The 16,170-nt window shown below is 62.3% G+C and carries 17 protein-coding genes and 1 pseudogene; 13 read left to right on the top strand and 5 right to left on the bottom strand.

Annotated features, from left to right (window positions below; translation table 11 throughout):
• Nucleotides 1–88: 88 nt before the first annotated feature.
• Nucleotides 89–889: a class I SAM-dependent methyltransferase gene (locus AC0L2Y_RS25295; RefSeq protein WP_473560285.1), complete on the top strand. Its 801-nt coding sequence runs from the start codon at nucleotides 89–91 to the stop codon at nucleotides 887–889.
• Nucleotides 890–999: 110 nt separating this feature from the next.
• On the opposite strand, the gene AC0L2Y_RS25290 is transcribed toward AC0L2Y_RS25295, so the two are convergent.
• From AC0L2Y_RS25290 to AC0L2Y_RS25275, 4 genes are all read right to left on the bottom strand, one after another.
• Entirely contained in the window at nucleotides 1,000–1,575 is a 576-nt protein-coding gene (locus AC0L2Y_RS25290) for a dihydrofolate reductase family protein (RefSeq protein ID WP_473560283.1), read from the bottom strand.
• 99 nt (nucleotides 1,576–1,674) lie between these two features.
• On the bottom strand, nucleotides 1,675–2,208 hold the full coding sequence (locus AC0L2Y_RS25285; RefSeq protein WP_473560281.1) for an SRPBCC family protein: 534 nt from the start codon (nucleotides 2,206–2,208) through the stop codon (nucleotides 1,675–1,677).
• On the bottom strand, nucleotides 2,205–2,594 hold the full coding sequence (locus AC0L2Y_RS25280) for an ArsR/SmtB family transcription factor (RefSeq protein ID WP_473560279.1): 390 nt from the start codon (nucleotides 2,592–2,594) through the stop codon (nucleotides 2,205–2,207). Before AC0L2Y_RS25280 ends, AC0L2Y_RS25285 begins: the two co-directional genes overlap by 4 nt.
• 144 nt (nucleotides 2,595–2,738) lie before the next feature.
• A complete protein-coding gene (locus AC0L2Y_RS25275) occupies nucleotides 2,739–3,374 on the bottom strand; it encodes an ankyrin repeat domain-containing protein (RefSeq protein ID WP_473560277.1) in 636 nt (211 codons plus the stop codon).
• Nucleotides 3,375–3,603: 229 nt separating this feature from the next.
• On the opposite strand from AC0L2Y_RS25275, the gene AC0L2Y_RS25270 reads away from it, so the two are divergent.
• Entirely contained in the window at nucleotides 3,604–4,458 is an 855-nt protein-coding gene (locus tag AC0L2Y_RS25270; protein ID WP_473560275.1) for an aldo/keto reductase, read from the top strand.
• A 233-nt stretch (nucleotides 4,459–4,691) separates the two neighbouring features.
• Here the strand turns inward: AC0L2Y_RS25270 and AC0L2Y_RS25265 are convergent, their stop codons facing one another.
• Nucleotides 4,692–4,997 carry a hypothetical protein gene (locus tag AC0L2Y_RS25265; protein WP_023677305.1) on the bottom strand — a complete coding sequence of 102 codons (306 nt, stop codon included), beginning with the start codon at nucleotides 4,995–4,997 and terminating at the stop codon, nucleotides 4,692–4,694.
• Between the two features lie 194 nt (nucleotides 4,998–5,191).
• On the opposite strand from AC0L2Y_RS25265, the gene AC0L2Y_RS25260 reads away from it, so the two are divergent.
• The 11 genes and pseudogenes from AC0L2Y_RS25260 (at nucleotide 5,192) to AC0L2Y_RS25210 (ending at nucleotide 15,839) form a co-directional block, all read left to right on the top strand.
• Nucleotides 5,192–6,526 (top strand): Nramp family divalent metal transporter, encoded by a 1,335-nt coding sequence (locus AC0L2Y_RS25260; protein WP_473560273.1) that lies wholly within the window; start codon nucleotides 5,192–5,194, stop codon nucleotides 6,524–6,526.
• Nucleotides 6,527–7,102: 576 nt separating this feature from the next.
• Entirely contained in the window at nucleotides 7,103–7,660 is a 558-nt protein-coding gene (gene msuE, locus AC0L2Y_RS25255; protein ID WP_473560271.1) for an FMN reductase, read from the top strand.
• Between the two features lie 52 nt (nucleotides 7,661–7,712).
• Entirely contained in the window at nucleotides 7,713–9,095 is a 1,383-nt protein-coding gene (locus tag AC0L2Y_RS25250; protein WP_473560270.1) for an LLM class flavin-dependent oxidoreductase, read from the top strand.
• 40 nt (nucleotides 9,096–9,135) lie between these two features.
• Complete coding sequence (locus AC0L2Y_RS25245) at nucleotides 9,136–9,984, top strand: ABC transporter permease (RefSeq protein ID WP_473560268.1); 849 nt, start codon at nucleotides 9,136–9,138, stop codon at nucleotides 9,982–9,984.
• Between the two features lie 59 nt (nucleotides 9,985–10,043).
• Nucleotides 10,044–11,042, top strand: coding sequence for an ABC transporter substrate-binding protein (locus AC0L2Y_RS25240; RefSeq protein WP_473560266.1), 999 nt, complete (start codon nucleotides 10,044–10,046; stop codon nucleotides 11,040–11,042).
• Nucleotides 11,043–11,074: 32 nt separating this feature from the next.
• Nucleotides 11,075–11,836 carry an ABC transporter ATP-binding protein gene (locus tag AC0L2Y_RS25235; protein WP_473560265.1) on the top strand — a complete coding sequence of 254 codons (762 nt, stop codon included), beginning with the start codon at nucleotides 11,075–11,077 and terminating at the stop codon, nucleotides 11,834–11,836.
• 159 nt (nucleotides 11,837–11,995) lie between these two features.
• Nucleotides 11,996–12,625 (top strand): BA14K family protein, encoded by a 630-nt coding sequence (locus AC0L2Y_RS25230; protein ID WP_473560263.1) that lies wholly within the window; start codon nucleotides 11,996–11,998, stop codon nucleotides 12,623–12,625.
• Between the two features lie 115 nt (nucleotides 12,626–12,740).
• The gene (locus AC0L2Y_RS25225; RefSeq protein WP_352489970.1) at nucleotides 12,741–13,070 is read left to right on the top strand and encodes a DUF2934 domain-containing protein; all 330 of its coding nucleotides are present in this window, start codon (nucleotides 12,741–12,743) and stop codon (nucleotides 13,068–13,070) included.
• A 3-nt stretch (nucleotides 13,071–13,073) separates the two neighbouring features.
• Complete coding sequence (locus tag AC0L2Y_RS25220; protein ID WP_023677295.1) at nucleotides 13,074–13,223, top strand: hypothetical protein; 150 nt, start codon at nucleotides 13,074–13,076, stop codon at nucleotides 13,221–13,223.
• Between the two features lie 271 nt (nucleotides 13,224–13,494).
• Nucleotides 13,495–13,611, top strand: a pseudogene (locus AC0L2Y_RS25215) (BA14K family protein); the annotation flags it as partial.
• Nucleotides 13,612–14,204: 593 nt separating this feature from the next.
• A complete protein-coding gene (locus AC0L2Y_RS25210) occupies nucleotides 14,205–15,839 on the top strand; it encodes an AAA family ATPase (protein WP_473560261.1) in 1,635 nt (544 codons plus the stop codon).
• The last annotated feature ends 331 nt before the right edge of the window (nucleotides 15,840–16,170 follow it).

The following is a 16,170-nucleotide window of genomic DNA, read 5'->3' as shown; positions in this document are numbered from 1 at the left end:
GCCCCGGGTGACCGAACCAACACGCGCCAAAAGTGGCTTTCGTCAGCGGCCGCCGAAGTCTAGCATACGGCCTTGGGAGGAGCCTTCGATGACTTCAAGTTTCAACGTTCACCATGCTGCCGGCTATGAGCAGCTCATGGGCCGCTGGAGCCAAAGGCTCGCGCCGCTGTTCATCGGCTTCGCGGGCCTCAAGGACGGCGAAAAGATCCTCGACGTCGGCTGCGGTACCGGCAGCCTGACCTTCGCGCTCGTCAAGGCCGCTGACCTCCGTGAGGTCGCTGCGATCGACTTTTCGGCCGTTTTTGTCGAGGAGGCAATCCGGCGCAACTCCGATCCGCGGATAAAAATCCGTCAGGCGGATGCCTGCGCCCTGCCCTTCGAGGACGGCGCGTTCGACCGTGCCCTGGCGCTGCTCGTGCTCCATTTCGTGCCCCAAGCCGGCAAGGCAGTCGCTGAGATGCGCCGCGTCGTGCGGCCGGGCGGCGTGGTCGCGGCGACGGTATGGGACCATCTCGGCGGCATGCCGGGGATGCGCATGATGATCGACACTGTGGCGGTGCTCAGTGAAGGCGGGCGCCAGCTGCGCGCCCGCTATTGCACGCAGCCGATGATGCAGCCGGGTGAAATGAAACGGACCTTTGTCGAGCAGGGTCTCCGCGACGTTACGGAGACCGAGCTGATGATCCGCATGGACTATCAAAACTTCGACGATTACTGGGCGCCGATTGCCGCCGGCGAAGGGCCACTCGGCAAGTATGTGGTCACACTTAACCCGGAAGAGCGGGCGCGCACCGACGCCGCCATGCGCGACGCCTATGAGGCCGGACGGCCCGACGGCCCGAGGTCCTTTGGCAATGTCGCCTGGGCCTGCCGCGGTATCGTTGCCTGACGTTAGCGCTAATGGATGTCGCGCAAAGGCATGCCCTCGGGCTTGACCCGAGGATGTGCGGCGGTTTTGCGATAACGACGTGCATAAAGAAGAACCTAAGGCGCGTCGCTTTAGCCGATCCCGTAGACCAGCCCGACGCGGCCGTCCGACAGCTGTTCGACCTTGCGCAGTTCGAGCCCACGACGATTTTTCGCCGTCCCAAACAGCGGCTTTCCTTCGCCGGCGAGCAGCGGATAGACGATCAGCCTGAGCTCGTCCACCAGCCCGGTATCGATAAGACTCGCGATAATTTGGGCACCGCCCATAAGGTAGATGTCCTTGCCGGGCTGCTGTTTCAGTGCAGCGATATCCTCGAAATTCCGCACGAAACGCGTCTTTGGCCAAGCCGCCGAAGTCATTGTGTTCGACAGCACATAATGTGGGGTCTGCGCGGCGAAGCGGGCCCATTCGAGCTCGGCCGGCTTCGGCAATTTGCCGGTCATCGGCAGCGGCTTGTCGGGCTCGTTCTGGATGGCGCTCCAGTAGCGCTCGTAGCCGGCGTACATGACGCTGCCAAGCAGGCAGGCGTCGATTTGCGGCGTCAGACCGTATTCGTCCGACCATGCGTCGACCCAATCGGCATAACCCTCGGGCCCCTCCATCTTGCCGTCGACGGAAATTTTCATTCCAGCGATCAATTTACGCATGACTTCCTCCATCAGGCTTGCGGGATGCAAGCACGTTTCATCGGCTCATCGTTGCTTCGTGTTGTTGGCGGCGACCTCAGGGATGGCCGCCGCAAGTCATCAGGCCGGCAGGCGGCGGTCGTATTCTTCCCGCAGGCGGCTCCAGCCGTCCCAGAACGAGGTCGGCGTCTTGCCCGCCAGGCGGGCGGCCAGCAGGTCGAGGTGCATGTGCCAGCCGGCGGTGATGTTGAGCTGGATTGGACGTTCCGGCAGGCGCCGATGGACGACGGTGAGCAGCACATCGCTACCCTTCGGCTCCAGTAGGAAGGAGACGCCGCCGGTGTTTCCCCAGGTGATGGAAAGCTTGCGCGGTGGATCGAGTTCGGTGATCCGGCCCTCCATCCGATGCTCTTCGGGAAAGCCCGCGGGGCGCTGGCCAGGCGGGTCGGTCAGCTCGTCGTTACGCCAGACCAATTCGAACGAGCTGCCCGCCTTCATTTCCATCTGGCCCGCTGCCATCCATTGCCGGCGCAGGTCACTCTCGGTGAGATAGGCCCAGACGCGCTCGATGGGTCCGGGCAAAAGGCGCTGGATGGTGAACGTGGCGGGCTCGCTCAGCTCGCCATAGGCTTCGATGCTTGTCATCTGGTTCATTGCTCGTCTCCTTCTTCTGAGTTGGGCGATTTCCTGGGCTCTTCCTGGGCTTTGCGTGCGTCTTCCTCGCGAAGTAGGCGTTCGAGAACATCGAGACGCCCCGTCCAGAAGCGCTCGTAGAAGCTGAGCCACTGATGGGCGCTGGCCAGCGGTCCGGGAGCTAGTCGGCACAGATGCGTGCGGCCCCGCACCTCTCGACGAATAAGCCCTGCGTTCTCCAGCGTCTTGATGTGCTTGGAGGCGGCCGCAAGCGACATCGCGAAGGGTTCCGCCAGCTGGCTTACCGTTTTCTCGCCATCGGCGAGATCGCGAAGCATGTGCCGCCGGGTGGCGTCGCCAAGGGCGTGAAAAACCGCATCCATCTGAGGTGTTTGTAATTCAACCATATAGTTGAATATAGATGCAGGCTTTGAGATAGTCAACCGTTTGGTTGAATAATTTATATGAAGCGCTGCGGGGCCGTTTGCGCCATCGAGCGCGTCGACCTGACGGGAGATACGGACGCGCCCGCGACAGTAAGGGCGACGCCCTTATTTGCCGTCGAAGAAACTGTGGATCGCGGTTTCCAGCTTTTCGATAAGCTGAGGGTTGTGGCAGCTGCCAGCCCAGATCAGGGCGTTTAGCCTCATCTCTTTGTTGATAAAGCTCACTTTCCCAGAATCCAGCAGGTATTCCGCGATCTCGTAGTGCCGCCCCTTGATAGCCTCGATGAGCGCGTTGTTTCTCCCCGTCTTGTCGGTCAGATTTACTTCCGCGCCATTCTCCACGAGCAACCTGACGGCTTCGAGATGCCCGTTCTTCGCCGCCTCGATAAGAGCCGTTCTGCCGTAGTAGTCGGCTCGCGCGTTGATCTCTATTCGGGGGTGTCTCACGAGGACTGAGATACACGCGTAATGTCCCTTGGCCGACGCAAGGCTCAAGGGCGTGCTCTTCCACTTGTTTCTGGAATTCACGTCGATTTCCGGGTCTTCGATCAGCGCCTCCACCACCGCTGTGCGGTCATTGAGGGCTGAAAGGTGAAGTGCAGACCAGCCGCCGTCGGCCGACTGATTGATCTCGGCGCCAGCCGCCAATTCCGATCGAACCGCCTCCGCATCGCCTTTTTCTGCCGCGATCAGCAGGGGCGACCAGTCTCTTGCCCCTTCGGCTTCCAAGCTGTTGGTCAACGCAGTCGCCTCCTCGGATAGTCCACAGAATACCACAGAATCTGCGACAGCGGGGTCGTCCTGTATAGAGTTCCCTGGAGTCCGTGGGTCACAGAGAGCTGTCGGCCCGAAGCGGAGGATCAGCGCTTCACGTCCGTCTCCTCACATTCTCCTGATATCGACTGGCTTTCGCGGCCATCCAGACTAGATAGAGCGTGCGCCGGGCGGAACGATGCAGAAGGACCTGAACATGCCTGAACAGATTACCCTGAATAGACCTGAACAAATCAGATTGAACGACGGCTCCGCCATTCCGCAAATCGGCCTCGGCGTGTGGCAGGTCGATCCAGCCATCACCGCCAAGGTGGTGCGCTGGGGAATCGAGGCCGGCTACAGACTGATCGACACCGCCGAAGGCTATCAGAACGAGGAAGGTGTCGGGCAGGCAATCCGCTCGGCCGGCGTGCCGAGAAGCGAGTTGTTCATCACCTCGAAACTGCGCAACGGCGCGCATCAGCGCGACGCCGCCTTGCGCGCCTTCGACGAGACGATGAGCAAGCTCGGCATCGAACAGATCGACCTCTTCCTGATCCATTGGCCGGTGCCCAGCCGGGACAGATATGTCGAGGCCTGGAAGACGCTGATCGAACTCAGGCAATCAGGCCGGATCAAGTCGATCGGCGTTTCGAACTTCAACCAGGACCATCTCGAACGGATCATCGGCGAGACCGGCGTCACGCCGACCGTCAACCAGATCGAGCTCCACCCCCGCTTCCAGCAGCGTGACAAACGCGAATTCCATGACAAGCTCAACATCCGCATCGAGAGCTGGAGCCCGCTGGGCAGCGGCCGACTGTTGAGCGATCCGACGCTTGAAAGCATCGCCAGGAAACACGGCAAGTCGGTGGCGCAGACGATCGTCAGGTGGCACCTTCAGGAAGGACTGATCGTCATTCCAAAGTCGATCCACCAGGACCGCATCGCCGCCAATTTCGATGTCTTCGACTTCGAACTGGAAGCGAAAGACCTTGAGCTCATCCGAGGCATGGACTCGACCGACGGCCGCACCGGCCCGAACCCCGCTACGGCCGCATTCCTGTTCTGACGAGGAGGGCCAACCGGGACGTTGGCGTTCCTTCACACCCCCTCTGTCCTGCGGACATCTCCCCCTCAAGGGGGGAGATCGGCAGCTTCAACAGCCCCGCCCTTCTTGCAGCGTCGGAGATTAGCGAAGGCCGCGACGAGGGCCAATCTCTCCCGCCTTGAGGGGGAGATGGCCGGCAGGCCAGAGGGGGGTGCTGTCCCGCCAGCGATCAAAACCACCCTTCCCGCCCAGCCTCATATCCCCGAGCCATCCACCAAGGGCACATCTTCCCCTTCCCAGGGGCTCGGCATCGATCCCTTGCTGAGATTGGCCGACGGCAGCGGCATCCAGCACTTCAGTTCCGGTTCGGCATACTCGACGATGCGTCCTGGAGAAGAATCGGAAGCGCGCCAGCCTTCGCTGCCGAACTGATCGGCGCGGGCCCAGTAAGCCATGTCAACCTCGGCCGGACCCTGTTCGGACGGCCGAACCGTGACAAGGATTCTGCTGCCGTCCCTTGGCGCGCTCGACATGTGGCGCCACTGACCGGGCTCGTCCATTGCACTTCCTCCTGCGATCTTCGCCTCGCACCGATAGTCGCTTCGCGTTCGGAAGCGGTCAACCCGAACTTTTTTGCCTGAGACAAAACCCCTGACCTGTCGTCGCGGAACAAGTCACGGCACGCGGGGTTTGGGCACGTTGTTGAAGGAAGCAAAATGAGACCAGCGCCGCGACCGATCCTTGGCATTGTTGCATGGCAGGCCGCGTCTTTCGTTCGCAACCCGGTCCGGTCGCAATGAGGCAGGCCGGTTGTGACCATTCCACCCCACCGAAGGAGGGCAAAGGCGGCATAGGCCGAGCGCTCGGCCTCGGATTGATAACCGGGGCGGCCGACGACGATTGTTCCGCGATAGGCACCTACGCCAGTGCCGGCGCCCGTTTCGGACCCGACCTGCTCTGGACGGCTCCGGTGACGTTGCCGATGATGTACGCGGTCGTCTACCTGTCGTCGAAGCTCGGCCAGGTGTCGGGGCGCGGACTGTTCCATGTCATCAAGGACTTCTACCCGCGGTGGCTGCTCTGGTCGGTGCTCTTGGGTGTGCTCGTGGGAAACACCATTGAGGCAGCGGCGGATCTTGGTGGAATGGCGGCCGCGATCAACATATTCGTGCCGCTTCCCATCCCGCTGATCGTGGTGTTCGTCGCCGCCCTCATCTTCGCCCTCCAGGTTTTTGGCTCCTATACTTTGATACGCAACATCTTTCGCTGGCTGGCGCTGGCGCTGCTCGCCTATGTCGGTGCCGCCATTCTGGCCAAGCCGGACGCCGCGGCCGTGCTGCGCGGGACGCTGCTTCCGAGGATCGAATTCAACCGCGAGTTCCTGTCGATCCTGGTCGCCATCATCGGCACGACACTGTCCGCCTATCTCTACACGTGGCAGTCCAATGAGGAGGTCGAGGAGGAGATTGCCCAGGGGCGGACAACGCTCAGCCAAAGGAAGGGCGCCACCGACAGCGAACTCCGTCGCTCTCGCCGGGACATCCTCATCGGCATGATGTTTTCAAATCTCATCATGTATTTCATCATCCTGTCGACGGGTGCTACGCTCTACAAGGCGGGCCATCACGATATCGACACGGCCGCGCAAGCCGCGGAGGCGCTGCGCCCGCTCGCCGGCCAGGCCGCAAGCGTCCTGTTCGCAGCAGGCGTGATCGGCGTCGGTTTCCTCGCGGTTCCTGTCATGACCACCGGCGCTGCCTATGACGTGGCACAAGCCATCGGCTGGAAAAACAGCCTGCACGCCCGGGCTCGGGAGGCGCCCAAATTTTATCTCGCCATCGGCTTTTTTACGGCGATCGCCGCCGGCCTGAACTTTCTCGGCTTCAATCCGATGAAGGCGCTGGTCTGGTCCGGCATCGTTCAAGGCTTCTCGACGCCGCCCTTGCTGCTGCTCATCATGCTGATGACGAACAGCCGCAGGATCATGGGCGACCAGGTGAACAGCCGCAGCACCAATATACTCGGTTGGGCAACGACCGTCGCCATCTTCTCGGCGACGATCGGCCTGGTGGCAACCTGGTTCATGTGATCAGGCGGAAGCAAAGGGACGCCGCCGGTTGGATTACCCGTTCCCGCTTGCGGATTGTCCCGGCTTTGCCGGTCTTGGAAATTCCACAACGTCGCCCGTGGGCCGCTTGTATTGCGCCGCGACAATTGCATCGATCAGGAGATCCAGAGCCGCACGAGCCGTGCGGCTCGTCTCGTCCTCGCCGCTCAAATAATGGCAGGCTCGTTCGAGGTGGAGGTGTGCGGCGGCAAAGTCGCTTGTCATAGGCTTCTCCCTGTTGCCCGCCGGCCGGCAAGATGACCGCCTCGATTTACCCAAAAGCGAATATCCACAGCCGGATTTGAATCAAATTGGCCTGACTCACTGCAGCCCGCGGAACAAGGTGCTGGCAGGCCTTTGCATCGCTGGTCGATGCGCTGCGCCGGCGCACTAGCCGCGTTGAATGAACCAATTGCGGGCGATGTGCCGCAAACTCAGTCCCCTCACCGCCCTGTTTTTGAAATTTTCTCGCTCTTTTAATTCTACAAATTCTCTAGACTTAAATAGATCGCTAGACCTTAGATCCTAAAAAATTGAGCGCTTGAGAGGGAGCCAGGAATGTCGAAGAAGCTCGTTGTGGGGCTGTCGGGCAATTTGACCCGGCCATCGAAGACCAAGGCGTTCGTCAGCCACATTGTCGGGCAGGCCGCCGAAAGCATCGGCGCGGCCTCGGCCGTCTTCGACATCGAGGATCTCGGCGCGTCCCTGCCGCAGGCAAGGCGCCTCGGCGACCTCGACCCGGCGGCGCGCAACATCGTCGAACGGCTGCTGGGCGCCGACGTCCTGGTGGCCGGCTCGCCGACTTTCAAAGGCAGCTATACCGGGCTTTTCAAGCACTTCTTCGACCTGCTCGATCCGTCATCGCTGAGGGGCAAGCCGGTCATCCTGGCCGCGACCGGCGGCGGCGAGCGCCATTCGCTGATCGTCGAGCACCAGTTGCGGCCGTTGTTCGGCTTCTTCGAGGCGCTGACCGTGCCGACCGCGATCTACGCCTCCGACAAGGACTTTGCCAATGGCGTGCTGGTGTCGGAAGCCATCCACGCCCGCGCCCGGCAGGCGGTCGCCGAGGCATGCCGGGTAACCGGAGTGCCCCATCGCGTCGGCCTCGCCGCCTGAACGCACCACCGACCCGAGATCCCCTTTCCGATCCATCCAGGAGCACGCCGCGATGACCAGATCCACCAAATCCAGGCAAATCAAACAATCCAGGCAAATCAAACTGGGCGCCTTCCTGCCCGGCGGCGGACAGCATATCGCCGCCTGGCGTCACCCCGATGCACCGGCCGACGGCGCCACCAATTTCGAGTTCTACAAGCAGCTCGCCCTGACCGCCGAGCGCGGCCTGTTCGACGCTTATTTCCTCGCCGACAATCTGACGGTCGGCCTCGGCGCCCGCGAAGGCGGCAACGCCAAGATCGCCGGCTTCGAGCCGGTGACGCTGTTCGCCGCGCTGGCGCCGCTCACCACGCATCTCGGCTTCATCGCCACCGCCTCGACCACCTATGAGGAGCCCTACACGCTCGCCCGCAAGTTCGCCTCGCTCGATCATCTGTCGAATGGCCGCGCCGGCTGGAACGTCGTCACCTCGGCCGGCGACGAAACCGCGCGCAATTTCAATCGTGAGACGCAGCCTGCCCACGCCGAGCGCTATGCCCGCGCGCATGAGCATGTCGAGACGGTCAAGGCGCTGTGGGACAGCTGGGAGGACGATGCCTTCATCCGCGACAAGAAATCGGGGCGCTTCTACGACAAGGACAAGCTTCACGACATCGAGCACAAGGGCCCGCATTTCAGCGTCAAAGGGCCGCTCAACGTGCCGCGCCCCGTGCAGGGACACCCGGTGGTGGTGCAGGCGGGGCAATCGGAAGACGGCCGCAAGCTCGCCGCCCACTCGGCGGAAGTCATCTTCACCGCCCATCAGAACCTCGCGTCGGCGCAGGAATTCTACCGCGACATCAAGGCACGCGTGACGGCCGTCGGCCGTGATCCCGAACAGGTGCTGATCATGCCGGGCGTAGCACCCTTCGTCGGCCGCACCGAAGAAGAAGCGCGCGCCAAATACCAGCAGCTGAACGATCTCATCTTGCCCGAGGATGGCGTCGCCCTGCTCAACGGGCTGGCCGGCCAGACGCTCGACATCAGGGGCTATCCGCTCGACGGTCCCTTGCCGCCGAGCAAGGAAACCGAAGGCATGAAGAGCCGCCAGGCGCTGATCCGCCAGATCGCCGACGAGCACAACTTCACCATCCGACAGCTCTACCAATGGGTGGCAACGGCCCGCGGCCATTACACCGTCATCGGCAGCGCCACGCAGGTCGCCGACCAGCTGGAGGAATGGTTCGGCAACGAAGCCGCCGACGGCTTCAACATCCTGCCGCCCTGGCTACCCGGCGGGCTCGACGACTTCGTTGAGTTGGTTATCCCCGAGCTGCAGCGCCGCGGGCTGTTCCGCACCGCCTATGAGGGCAGGACGCTGCGCGAGAACCTCGGCCTCAGGCGGCCGGAAAACCCATGGACCACCGCCCGCTCGGCCGTGTTGGCCGCCGAATAATTCCGAGAAGCCCACTACCCTCGAAGCGAGAGGCACAACGATGACCTTGCAGCACATCGAACAGGCCGCCAGCCTCGGCACGCGTGACAGCACGACAAGCCTCGGCTCGGACTTCCTGCGCCTCGGCGGCCGGGCAGGAATTGGCTTTCTGTCGCGGTACGGCGTCCTCATCGCTTTCCTCGCAATCTGGCAAGTGTCGAGCAGCGCCGGCTGGGTCAACGCGGCCGTGCTGCCGCCGATCGACATGATTGTCGCAGCACTTTGGAAGGGGCTGGCCGGCGGCACCTTGCTCGGCGACATCGCCATCAGCCTGCAGCGCGCCGGTCTCGCCTTCGCGGCCGCCGTGCTGGTCGCCATCCCGCTTGGCCTGTTCATGGGCCAGGTGCGGGCGGTCGAAACCGCTCTCGATCCGATCCTGCAGGTCTTCCGCCAGACCTCGGCGCTGGCGCTCTATCCGGTGTTCATCCTGCTGCTTGGGCTCGGCGAAGCCTCCAAGGTGTTCGTCATCTTCTGGGCGACGCTGTTTCCGCTGCTGCTCAACACCATCGGCGGCGTCAAGCAAGTTGATCCGAAACTGCTGGAGATGGCGCGCGTCTATGGCGCCAGGCAGCTCACCGTCTTCCGCCGTGTCGTGCTGCCCGGCGCCGTGCCGTCGATCTTCGTTGGGCTGAGGCTCAGCGCCACCACGGCGCTGCTGCTGTTGATCGCCTCCGAAATGATCGGCGCCAACAAGGGCATCGGCTTTCAGGTGATGAACGCGCAGTACAACTTCCAGATCCCGCTGATGTTTGCGGCAATCGTCATCCTCGCCGGCCTCGGCCTGATCGCCAACCAGGCGCTGGTCAGCCTGCAGCGGCGGCTCTGCCGCTGGAGCAATGCCGTCGACTGACCTCCCGCCTTTGCCAATCTCAACCAGGCCAGAACTCAAAATCAGGAAAGACCCGGACCATGAAAATCACCCGCCGTTCCCTGCTTGCCGGCGCGCCCTTCGCCGCCGGCCTTCTCGCCGCCGGCCTGCCGCGCTTCGCCCTTGCCGAAGCCGCACCAGTGAAGTTCCGCTCCCTCGCCAGCCGCGGCAGCATCTCTCCGCATGAACTTGCCGGCGAGCTCGGCTATTTCAAAGGCCTCGGTATCGAGATCGAGAATGTCGGCTATTCCGGCGGCGGCCCGGAATCGTTGTTTGCGCTCGCCTCCGGCAGCGTCGATATCGGCTCGGCTGCAACCGCCGCCGTGATCAACTCGATCTCCGGCGGCAACGACTTCGTCGCCGTCTATCCGAGCAATGGCATCAACAGCAAGGTGCGAAGCGTCTTCTACGTGCTCGACGACAGCCCGATCAAATCGATCGCCGACATCGCCGGCAAGACCATCGCCGTCAACACGCTCGGCGCCCATCTCGACTACACCGTGCGCGAGGCGCTGCACAGCGTCGGCCTGTCGCCGGACGCCGCCAATCTTGTCGTCGTGCCCGGACCGCAGCTCGAACAGACCTTGCGCTCCCACCAGGTCGACATCGCGGCGCTGGGCTACTGGCAGGCGACGTTTGCCGGCGCGCTGGTCGACAATGGCGGCGTGCGCGGCGTGTTCAACGACACCGACGTGCTGGGCGAACTGGCCGGCGGCTTCGTCGTGCTCAGGCGCGACTTCATCGCCGCGCATCCGGACGCCGCCCGCATTTTCGTCGAGCAGTCGGCGCGCGCCTCCGACTGGTCGCTGCAGAACCCGGACGAAGCGCGCAAGGTGCTGGCAAACATCCTCGACAAGCGCGGCGAAAACGGCGAGCTGGCGCGCTACTGGACCGGCTTTGGGCTCCGCCAGGGGGCCAAGGCGACGGACCGCGACATCGACTTCTGGGTCAGCGTGCTCGAGCGCGACGGCCGCCTGCCAAAGGGTAAGCTGAAGGCAACAGACATCCTCTACCGGCCCGGCGAAACCAAAACCAACTGACAAGGCCAACCGGCAGCTGGGAGACGAGCGCGATGAGCAGAACAAGCGGCGGTGAGGTCAGCATCCGCGACCTGTCCAAATCGTTCAGCATCGGCGGGCGTTCGCTTGCCGTGCTGAGGACTCTCAACCTCGACATCCGCTCGGGCGAATGCCTGGTCATCGTCGGCGCCAGCGGATCGGGCAAGACCACGCTGCTGCGCATTCTTGCCGGGCTGGAGGCCGCGGACAGCGGCGGTGTCGCCATCGACGGCAAGCCGGTGCACGGCGTCGGTGCCGAGCGCGCGGTGATTTTCCAGGAGCCGCGCCTGCTGCCCTGGCTGACCGTGCTCGGCAATGTCGCCTTCGGCCTCGAAGTGCGCGGCGTGCCGAAGGCTGAGGCCGAGGAACGGGCGCGCTTCTATATCGCGCTCGTCGGCCTCGCCGAATTCAGCGATGCTTTCCCAAGGCAGCTGTCGGGCGGCATGGCGCAGCGCGTCGGCATCGCCCGCGCGCTGACCGTGCAGCCCGAAATCCTGCTGCTCGACGAGCCGCTGGGCGCGCTCGACGCCATGACCAAGATCGGCATGCAGGAGGAACTGGCGCGCATCTGGAGCGAGGAGAACGTCACCATGGTGATGGTGACGCACGACCTCGAGGAAGCGATCTACCTCGCCGACAGGGTGCTGATCCTGCCCAAGGAGAAAGGCGGCGCGGCGCGGCTGATCGAAATCGACCTGTCCCGCCCGCGCGAGCGCAGCGAAAGCCGCTTCGTGCGCTACCGCGAAGAACTGCTGCGCGAATTCGGCCTGCACTGAAGAAGAGGCCTTGGGTTTCTCGCCCCGCAAAGCGGGGAGGCTCGGCGAAGCCGAGACGGAGAGGGGCCTTCCTTTTTGAAAGCCCCTGCCCCGCGCTCTTTCCTGGAACCGGATTCCCCGCCGCCGCATTTCCTTAATCGGGAGGCGAAGGAGCGCGGCATGAAAGCTTTGTTCGCAATCTTTGGCGGCTTCGCCCTGACGCTCGCGGTGTTCGCCAGCGGTCTCGCATTCGCCACCTGGCTATTGATTGCCAAGCCGGTGCAGCCAGCCGCCCCGGTCTCCAGCGTCGCCGAACTGTGGGCCAAGGACCCGCGCCCGGTGAACCCGGCCTCGCAGCGCCTCGAGCGCCTCCCGGCCCGCCCGGTTCCCGTTCGCGCCTCGGAAGTTGATCGCACCTCCAAACCCGCCGACACCGCCGCAGCTTCGACACCCGACACCACCGGCTCTATCAAACCGGCGATGGAAGAGCAGCAGGCGCTGCCCGCCGCCCATGTCGAATGGTGCGCCAGCCGCTACCGCTCCTACCGGCCGGACGACAACCGCTACACCTCCTACAGCGGCCAACAGCGCCCCTGCATCTCGCCCTATCTCGACATCACCGATGACGGCAGCTACGTCGAGGCGAGCGATACGTCGCCAGTGGAGGGCTACCCGCCATCGGATGAACCCGGCGCCGCCGAGTTCTCATCCGACCACATGCAATATTGCTTCAGCCGCTACCGGTCGTACCGACCGGAGGACAACAGCTATCAGCCCTATTCCGGCGGGCCGCGCCGGCAGTGCGAGTAGGCAGGCCGGCTGGCGGCCGCAGTGCGTGGCGCCTTATGCGACCAACGATCACGCAGATTTCTTGGATCGTTCGGGTTGGCGCGGCGTTCATCCGATACCCAAAGGAGGAAATAGCATGGGCGACGACCGGGAAGACAAGATTCGTGAGCGCGCATACCAGATCTGGGAACGTGAAGGCGGGATCCATGGCGATCCCGAGCGGCACTGGCACCGGGCCGAGGCCGAGATCGACAGGGAGGCAGCCCTGCCGCTGACGGCAGGCGATGCCCTGCCGGAAACCCGCGAGGTCGCGAGCTCAGACATCTTGACGGTGGAGGCCCTGGCGGTGCGCACCGGCATATCGGGCGAACAGGCGCAGGAACTGATCGACAGGCTGGGCAACGACCGGGCGGCTATCGAACAAGCCGCGCGCAACCTCAAGGGGAAGCAGCGGCTCGGGGAGTGACAGATGATCAGAAAACTCAAAGACGGAAAATACCGCCTCTATTCGCGCAAGAAGGACGAAAAGACCGGCAAGCGCCGCAATCTCGGCACCTTCGATACCCGCGAGGCCGCCGAGAAGCACGAACGTGAGGTGCAGTATTTCAAGAGGCATTGAGGCGGCGTTGGTGGCCGCCAGCCAGTCGCGCGGCATGCCTGGCGGAATCTGAATCCAGCCCGCAACAAGCCGTCGCGAAGCCACTATCGCTGCTACAGGCCAAGGGACGACACCACACGTCCCACAGCGGAGCGCAGCGCCCCTGCATCTCTCCCTATCTCGATGCAGCGCGGCCGACCGCACCGCACAGCCTCCCGACGATGGCGCCAGCTATGTCGAGGTGAGCGACAGGTTGCCAATGGATGGCTACGTTCCGTCGCAGGAAGCCGGCGCCGCCTGGCTTCCGCCCGACCACGTGCAATATTGCCTCAGCCGCTATCGCTCCTATCGGCCGGAAGACAACAGCTACCAGCCCTATTCCGGTGGCCCGCGCAGGCAGTGCCAATAGGCAGGCGCTGGTCAGTGCCTCGCGCCAGCGCCTGTTGGGCATCTACAATCCCGTGCTGGACTGCGGGGCGACAGCGGCAAGGTGCCGCTGGGGCCGTGCTATGTCGAGGCGCGGGAGGGGGAGACGTGGCGGATACGCGGGCAGGATGGCGCGGTGGGGGTATGCGGAGGTTGTGGGGAGGACGGCCGACGCTGAACCTGCCAATGCCGGCTCAGGGCTACGGCTGTCGGACTTTCGACCCTGAAATAGCCGGCGTTGGCTTTTCCGGACGAGATCGAGAAGAAGTGCCTCGGTTAAGGACTGTCTTTATTCAAGCCACGGCATGCAGAGAAATGGGATATCAGTGAACGGCCTGTTTTGACCCCCAAGGAAACGTTCTCCAATTGGGTCACGAATGCCAGCTTGCGCTCAGAATGATTGTCGTATGGTGCAGCAGTGCCTGATCCTGAAAGCGGATCATCGCAGTACAATCGCTTCAAATCGGATAGTTGCTATTTGATCGCCGCGAGTGACTTCCCTCGACGCTGATAAGTTGGCAAGGTCATGATCTCGCCGCGCGAGATAATGGTTCGGGGCACTTATTGGGGGAAGATATGGCCACAAACTCTGAAGCTGCCGAGCCGCCATTTGAAACTGCGGTGCCGCTGACCAACGGGTCTTCATTGCAGCTCCCGGTTTCAACTGCTGCACCGCTTTTCGTCGTCGGCCCCAATGGCGCCGGTAAGTCTGGTTTAATGCTTTCGCTCTATCGGAAGAATTTTGCGAGAGCTGTCCGCGTCGCCGCACATCGGCAGACTTGGATGGAAACCAACTCGGTGCCGTTTTCACCGCAAAGCAAGATCCAGACCGAGACTAACACGAAAAATCAGGATGCTCAGCCTCAAGCTCGCTGGCGCGAATACGATCCGGCCTCACGGAGCGGCTTGATTATCGCTGACCTTATCGATGCGGATAACAACCTCTCTCGGAACATCCGAGCGGCCGTCAAATCTGGTAAGAGCGCCGAAGCAGCTCAGTTGGCGGACGAGTTACCTCCACTTGAGACAATCAACGAGCTTTTGGTCGGATCGGGCATTCCAATCGCCATGACGATCGAACCGAATAGCACGATCGTCGCCAGAAAACGTGAGGGCCCGCCTTATAGCATCGCGGCCCTATCTGATGGCGAACGGGCCGCGCTGCTGATCGCGGGCGTGGTACTAACGGCCAAGAAAGGCTCGCTGATCCTTGTCGACGAGCCCGAGAGGCACTTGCACGCATCAATCGTCACACCATTGCTTCTACAGCTCTTCGCAAAGCGTCCGGATTGTACGTTTGTAGTGTCTACTCATGAGTTGAGTTTGCCCGTCAGTTGCCGCACCGCCAGAACCGTGTTGGTGCGCGACTCCAAGACCGTCAATGACGACGTTGGAAATTGGGACTTGGATGTTCTTGAGCCGGGCATTGGGATCGATGATCCGACCAAAGAGGCTATCATTGGCTCACGCCGCAAGATGCTCTTCATTGAAGGAAGCGCGGACAGCTTAGACAAACCGCTTTACGAAATCCTGTTTCCCGGTGTGTCGATCTTTCCAAGAGCGACTTGCAGCGACGTTGAGCACGCCGTTACCAGTGTTCGTGACACCAGTGCAATTGCGTGGATTCAAGCTTACGGAATAGTCGATCAGGACCAGCTCACTTCAGATAAGAAAATAGCCCTTGAGGCAAAGGGCGTCTTCGCACTTGCCGTCTATTCAGTTGAAGCTCTCTACTACAACCCGACTATCGTGGAGTTGATCGCGAAGCGACAGTGCGCGGTCATAGAAGGCGATCCTAGTCAGATGATCGTCAAGGCGTGGACCGATCTTCTTGCCGCGATAGCGTCCAACGCGGATCGGCTTGCTGCTCGCATGACAGAGCAAGCCGTCAAGGACCAAATTAGTCTTGAGATGCCCGACTGGAAGAAAATTCAGGCAGGACAGAACGTCAGTATCGCTGTGGATTCGCAGGCCCATTACCAAGCAGAGAAGGCGCGTTTGCAGGGCTGGATCATTTCTAAGGACGTTGACAAGATTATCGCTCGCTATCCAATCCGAGAGACGCCTGCCTTAACTGTGATCGTGAGTGCTCTGCAGTTCAAAAGCCGTAGCCAATATGAGGCGGCTGTTCGCAAGCTGGTTATAGACGATGTTGTGATAAGGAGCATGTTGGCCGAGCATTTCGGTGGGCTTCCCGCTGCTATGACGTAACTAGTCGGCGAGTCTTCTTGAGGATCGGCTCGGGCAAGATAGGGTGAAGGTCGATGCCCTCGCACTTTTTGATCGGCCGAGGAGCGGCGGCTGTCCAATCTCTCCTGAGAGCTGCCGATCCGCTTCAACCAAAATGCGATATATGCATTTGCTCGGAGAGGTAGGCTCTTGGCGCTAAGCCGACCCTCGAACGGCACGATTGAACACGCGTCCTGCTACCGTCATCTCTGAGCGCTTACCGCGTCGCCCGGCGCGTACCCATCCGGTGAAGACCGCAGACGTGCGTATTTGGTGGCCATGAGGACCTGAGCACCGGTGTGCTGGGGTCAAG

The organism is Mesorhizobium sp. WSM4830, assembly GCF_055811495.1.
The sequence above is the reverse complement of the archived record's forward strand: the minus strand, read 5'-3'. Positions and strand labels throughout refer to the sequence as shown.

What these genes read in the sequence shown, in the direction of transcription:
- AC0L2Y_RS25295 (WP_473560285.1), top strand. Translation starts at nt 89, where the DNA reads ATGACTTCAAGTTTCAACGTTCACCATGCTGCCGGCTATGAGCAGCTC.
- AC0L2Y_RS25290 (WP_473560283.1), bottom strand. Translation starts at nt 1,575, where the DNA reads ATGCGTAAATTGATCGCTGGAATGAAAATTTCCGTCGACGGCAAGATG.
- AC0L2Y_RS25285 (WP_473560281.1), bottom strand. Translation starts at nt 2,208, where the DNA reads ATGAACCAGATGACAAGCATCGAAGCCTATGGCGAGCTGAGCGAGCCC.
- AC0L2Y_RS25280 (WP_473560279.1), bottom strand. Translation starts at nt 2,594, where the DNA reads ATGGTTGAATTACAAACACCTCAGATGGATGCGGTTTTTCACGCCCTT.
- AC0L2Y_RS25270 (WP_473560275.1), top strand. Translation starts at nt 3,604, where the DNA reads ATGCCTGAACAGATTACCCTGAATAGACCTGAACAAATCAGATTGAAC.
- AC0L2Y_RS25265 (WP_023677305.1), bottom strand. Translation starts at nt 4,997, where the DNA reads ATGGACGAGCCCGGTCAGTGGCGCCACATGTCGAGCGCGCCAAGGGAC.
- AC0L2Y_RS25260 (WP_473560273.1), top strand. Translation starts at nt 5,192, where the DNA reads ATGGCAGGCCGCGTCTTTCGTTCGCAACCCGGTCCGGTCGCAATGAGG.
- msuE (WP_473560271.1), top strand. Translation starts at nt 7,103, where the DNA reads ATGTCGAAGAAGCTCGTTGTGGGGCTGTCGGGCAATTTGACCCGGCCA.
- AC0L2Y_RS25250 (WP_473560270.1), top strand. Translation starts at nt 7,713, where the DNA reads ATGACCAGATCCACCAAATCCAGGCAAATCAAACAATCCAGGCAAATC.
- AC0L2Y_RS25245 (WP_473560268.1), top strand. Translation starts at nt 9,136, where the DNA reads ATGACCTTGCAGCACATCGAACAGGCCGCCAGCCTCGGCACGCGTGAC.
- AC0L2Y_RS25240 (WP_473560266.1), top strand. Translation starts at nt 10,044, where the DNA reads ATGAAAATCACCCGCCGTTCCCTGCTTGCCGGCGCGCCCTTCGCCGCC.
- AC0L2Y_RS25235 (WP_473560265.1), top strand. Translation starts at nt 11,075, where the DNA reads ATGAGCAGAACAAGCGGCGGTGAGGTCAGCATCCGCGACCTGTCCAAA.
- AC0L2Y_RS25230 (WP_473560263.1), top strand. Translation starts at nt 11,996, where the DNA reads ATGAAAGCTTTGTTCGCAATCTTTGGCGGCTTCGCCCTGACGCTCGCG.
- AC0L2Y_RS25225 (WP_352489970.1), top strand. Translation starts at nt 12,741, where the DNA reads ATGGGCGACGACCGGGAAGACAAGATTCGTGAGCGCGCATACCAGATC.
- AC0L2Y_RS25220 (WP_023677295.1), top strand. Translation starts at nt 13,074, where the DNA reads ATGATCAGAAAACTCAAAGACGGAAAATACCGCCTCTATTCGCGCAAG.
- AC0L2Y_RS25210 (WP_473560261.1), top strand. Translation starts at nt 14,205, where the DNA reads ATGGCCACAAACTCTGAAGCTGCCGAGCCGCCATTTGAAACTGCGGTG.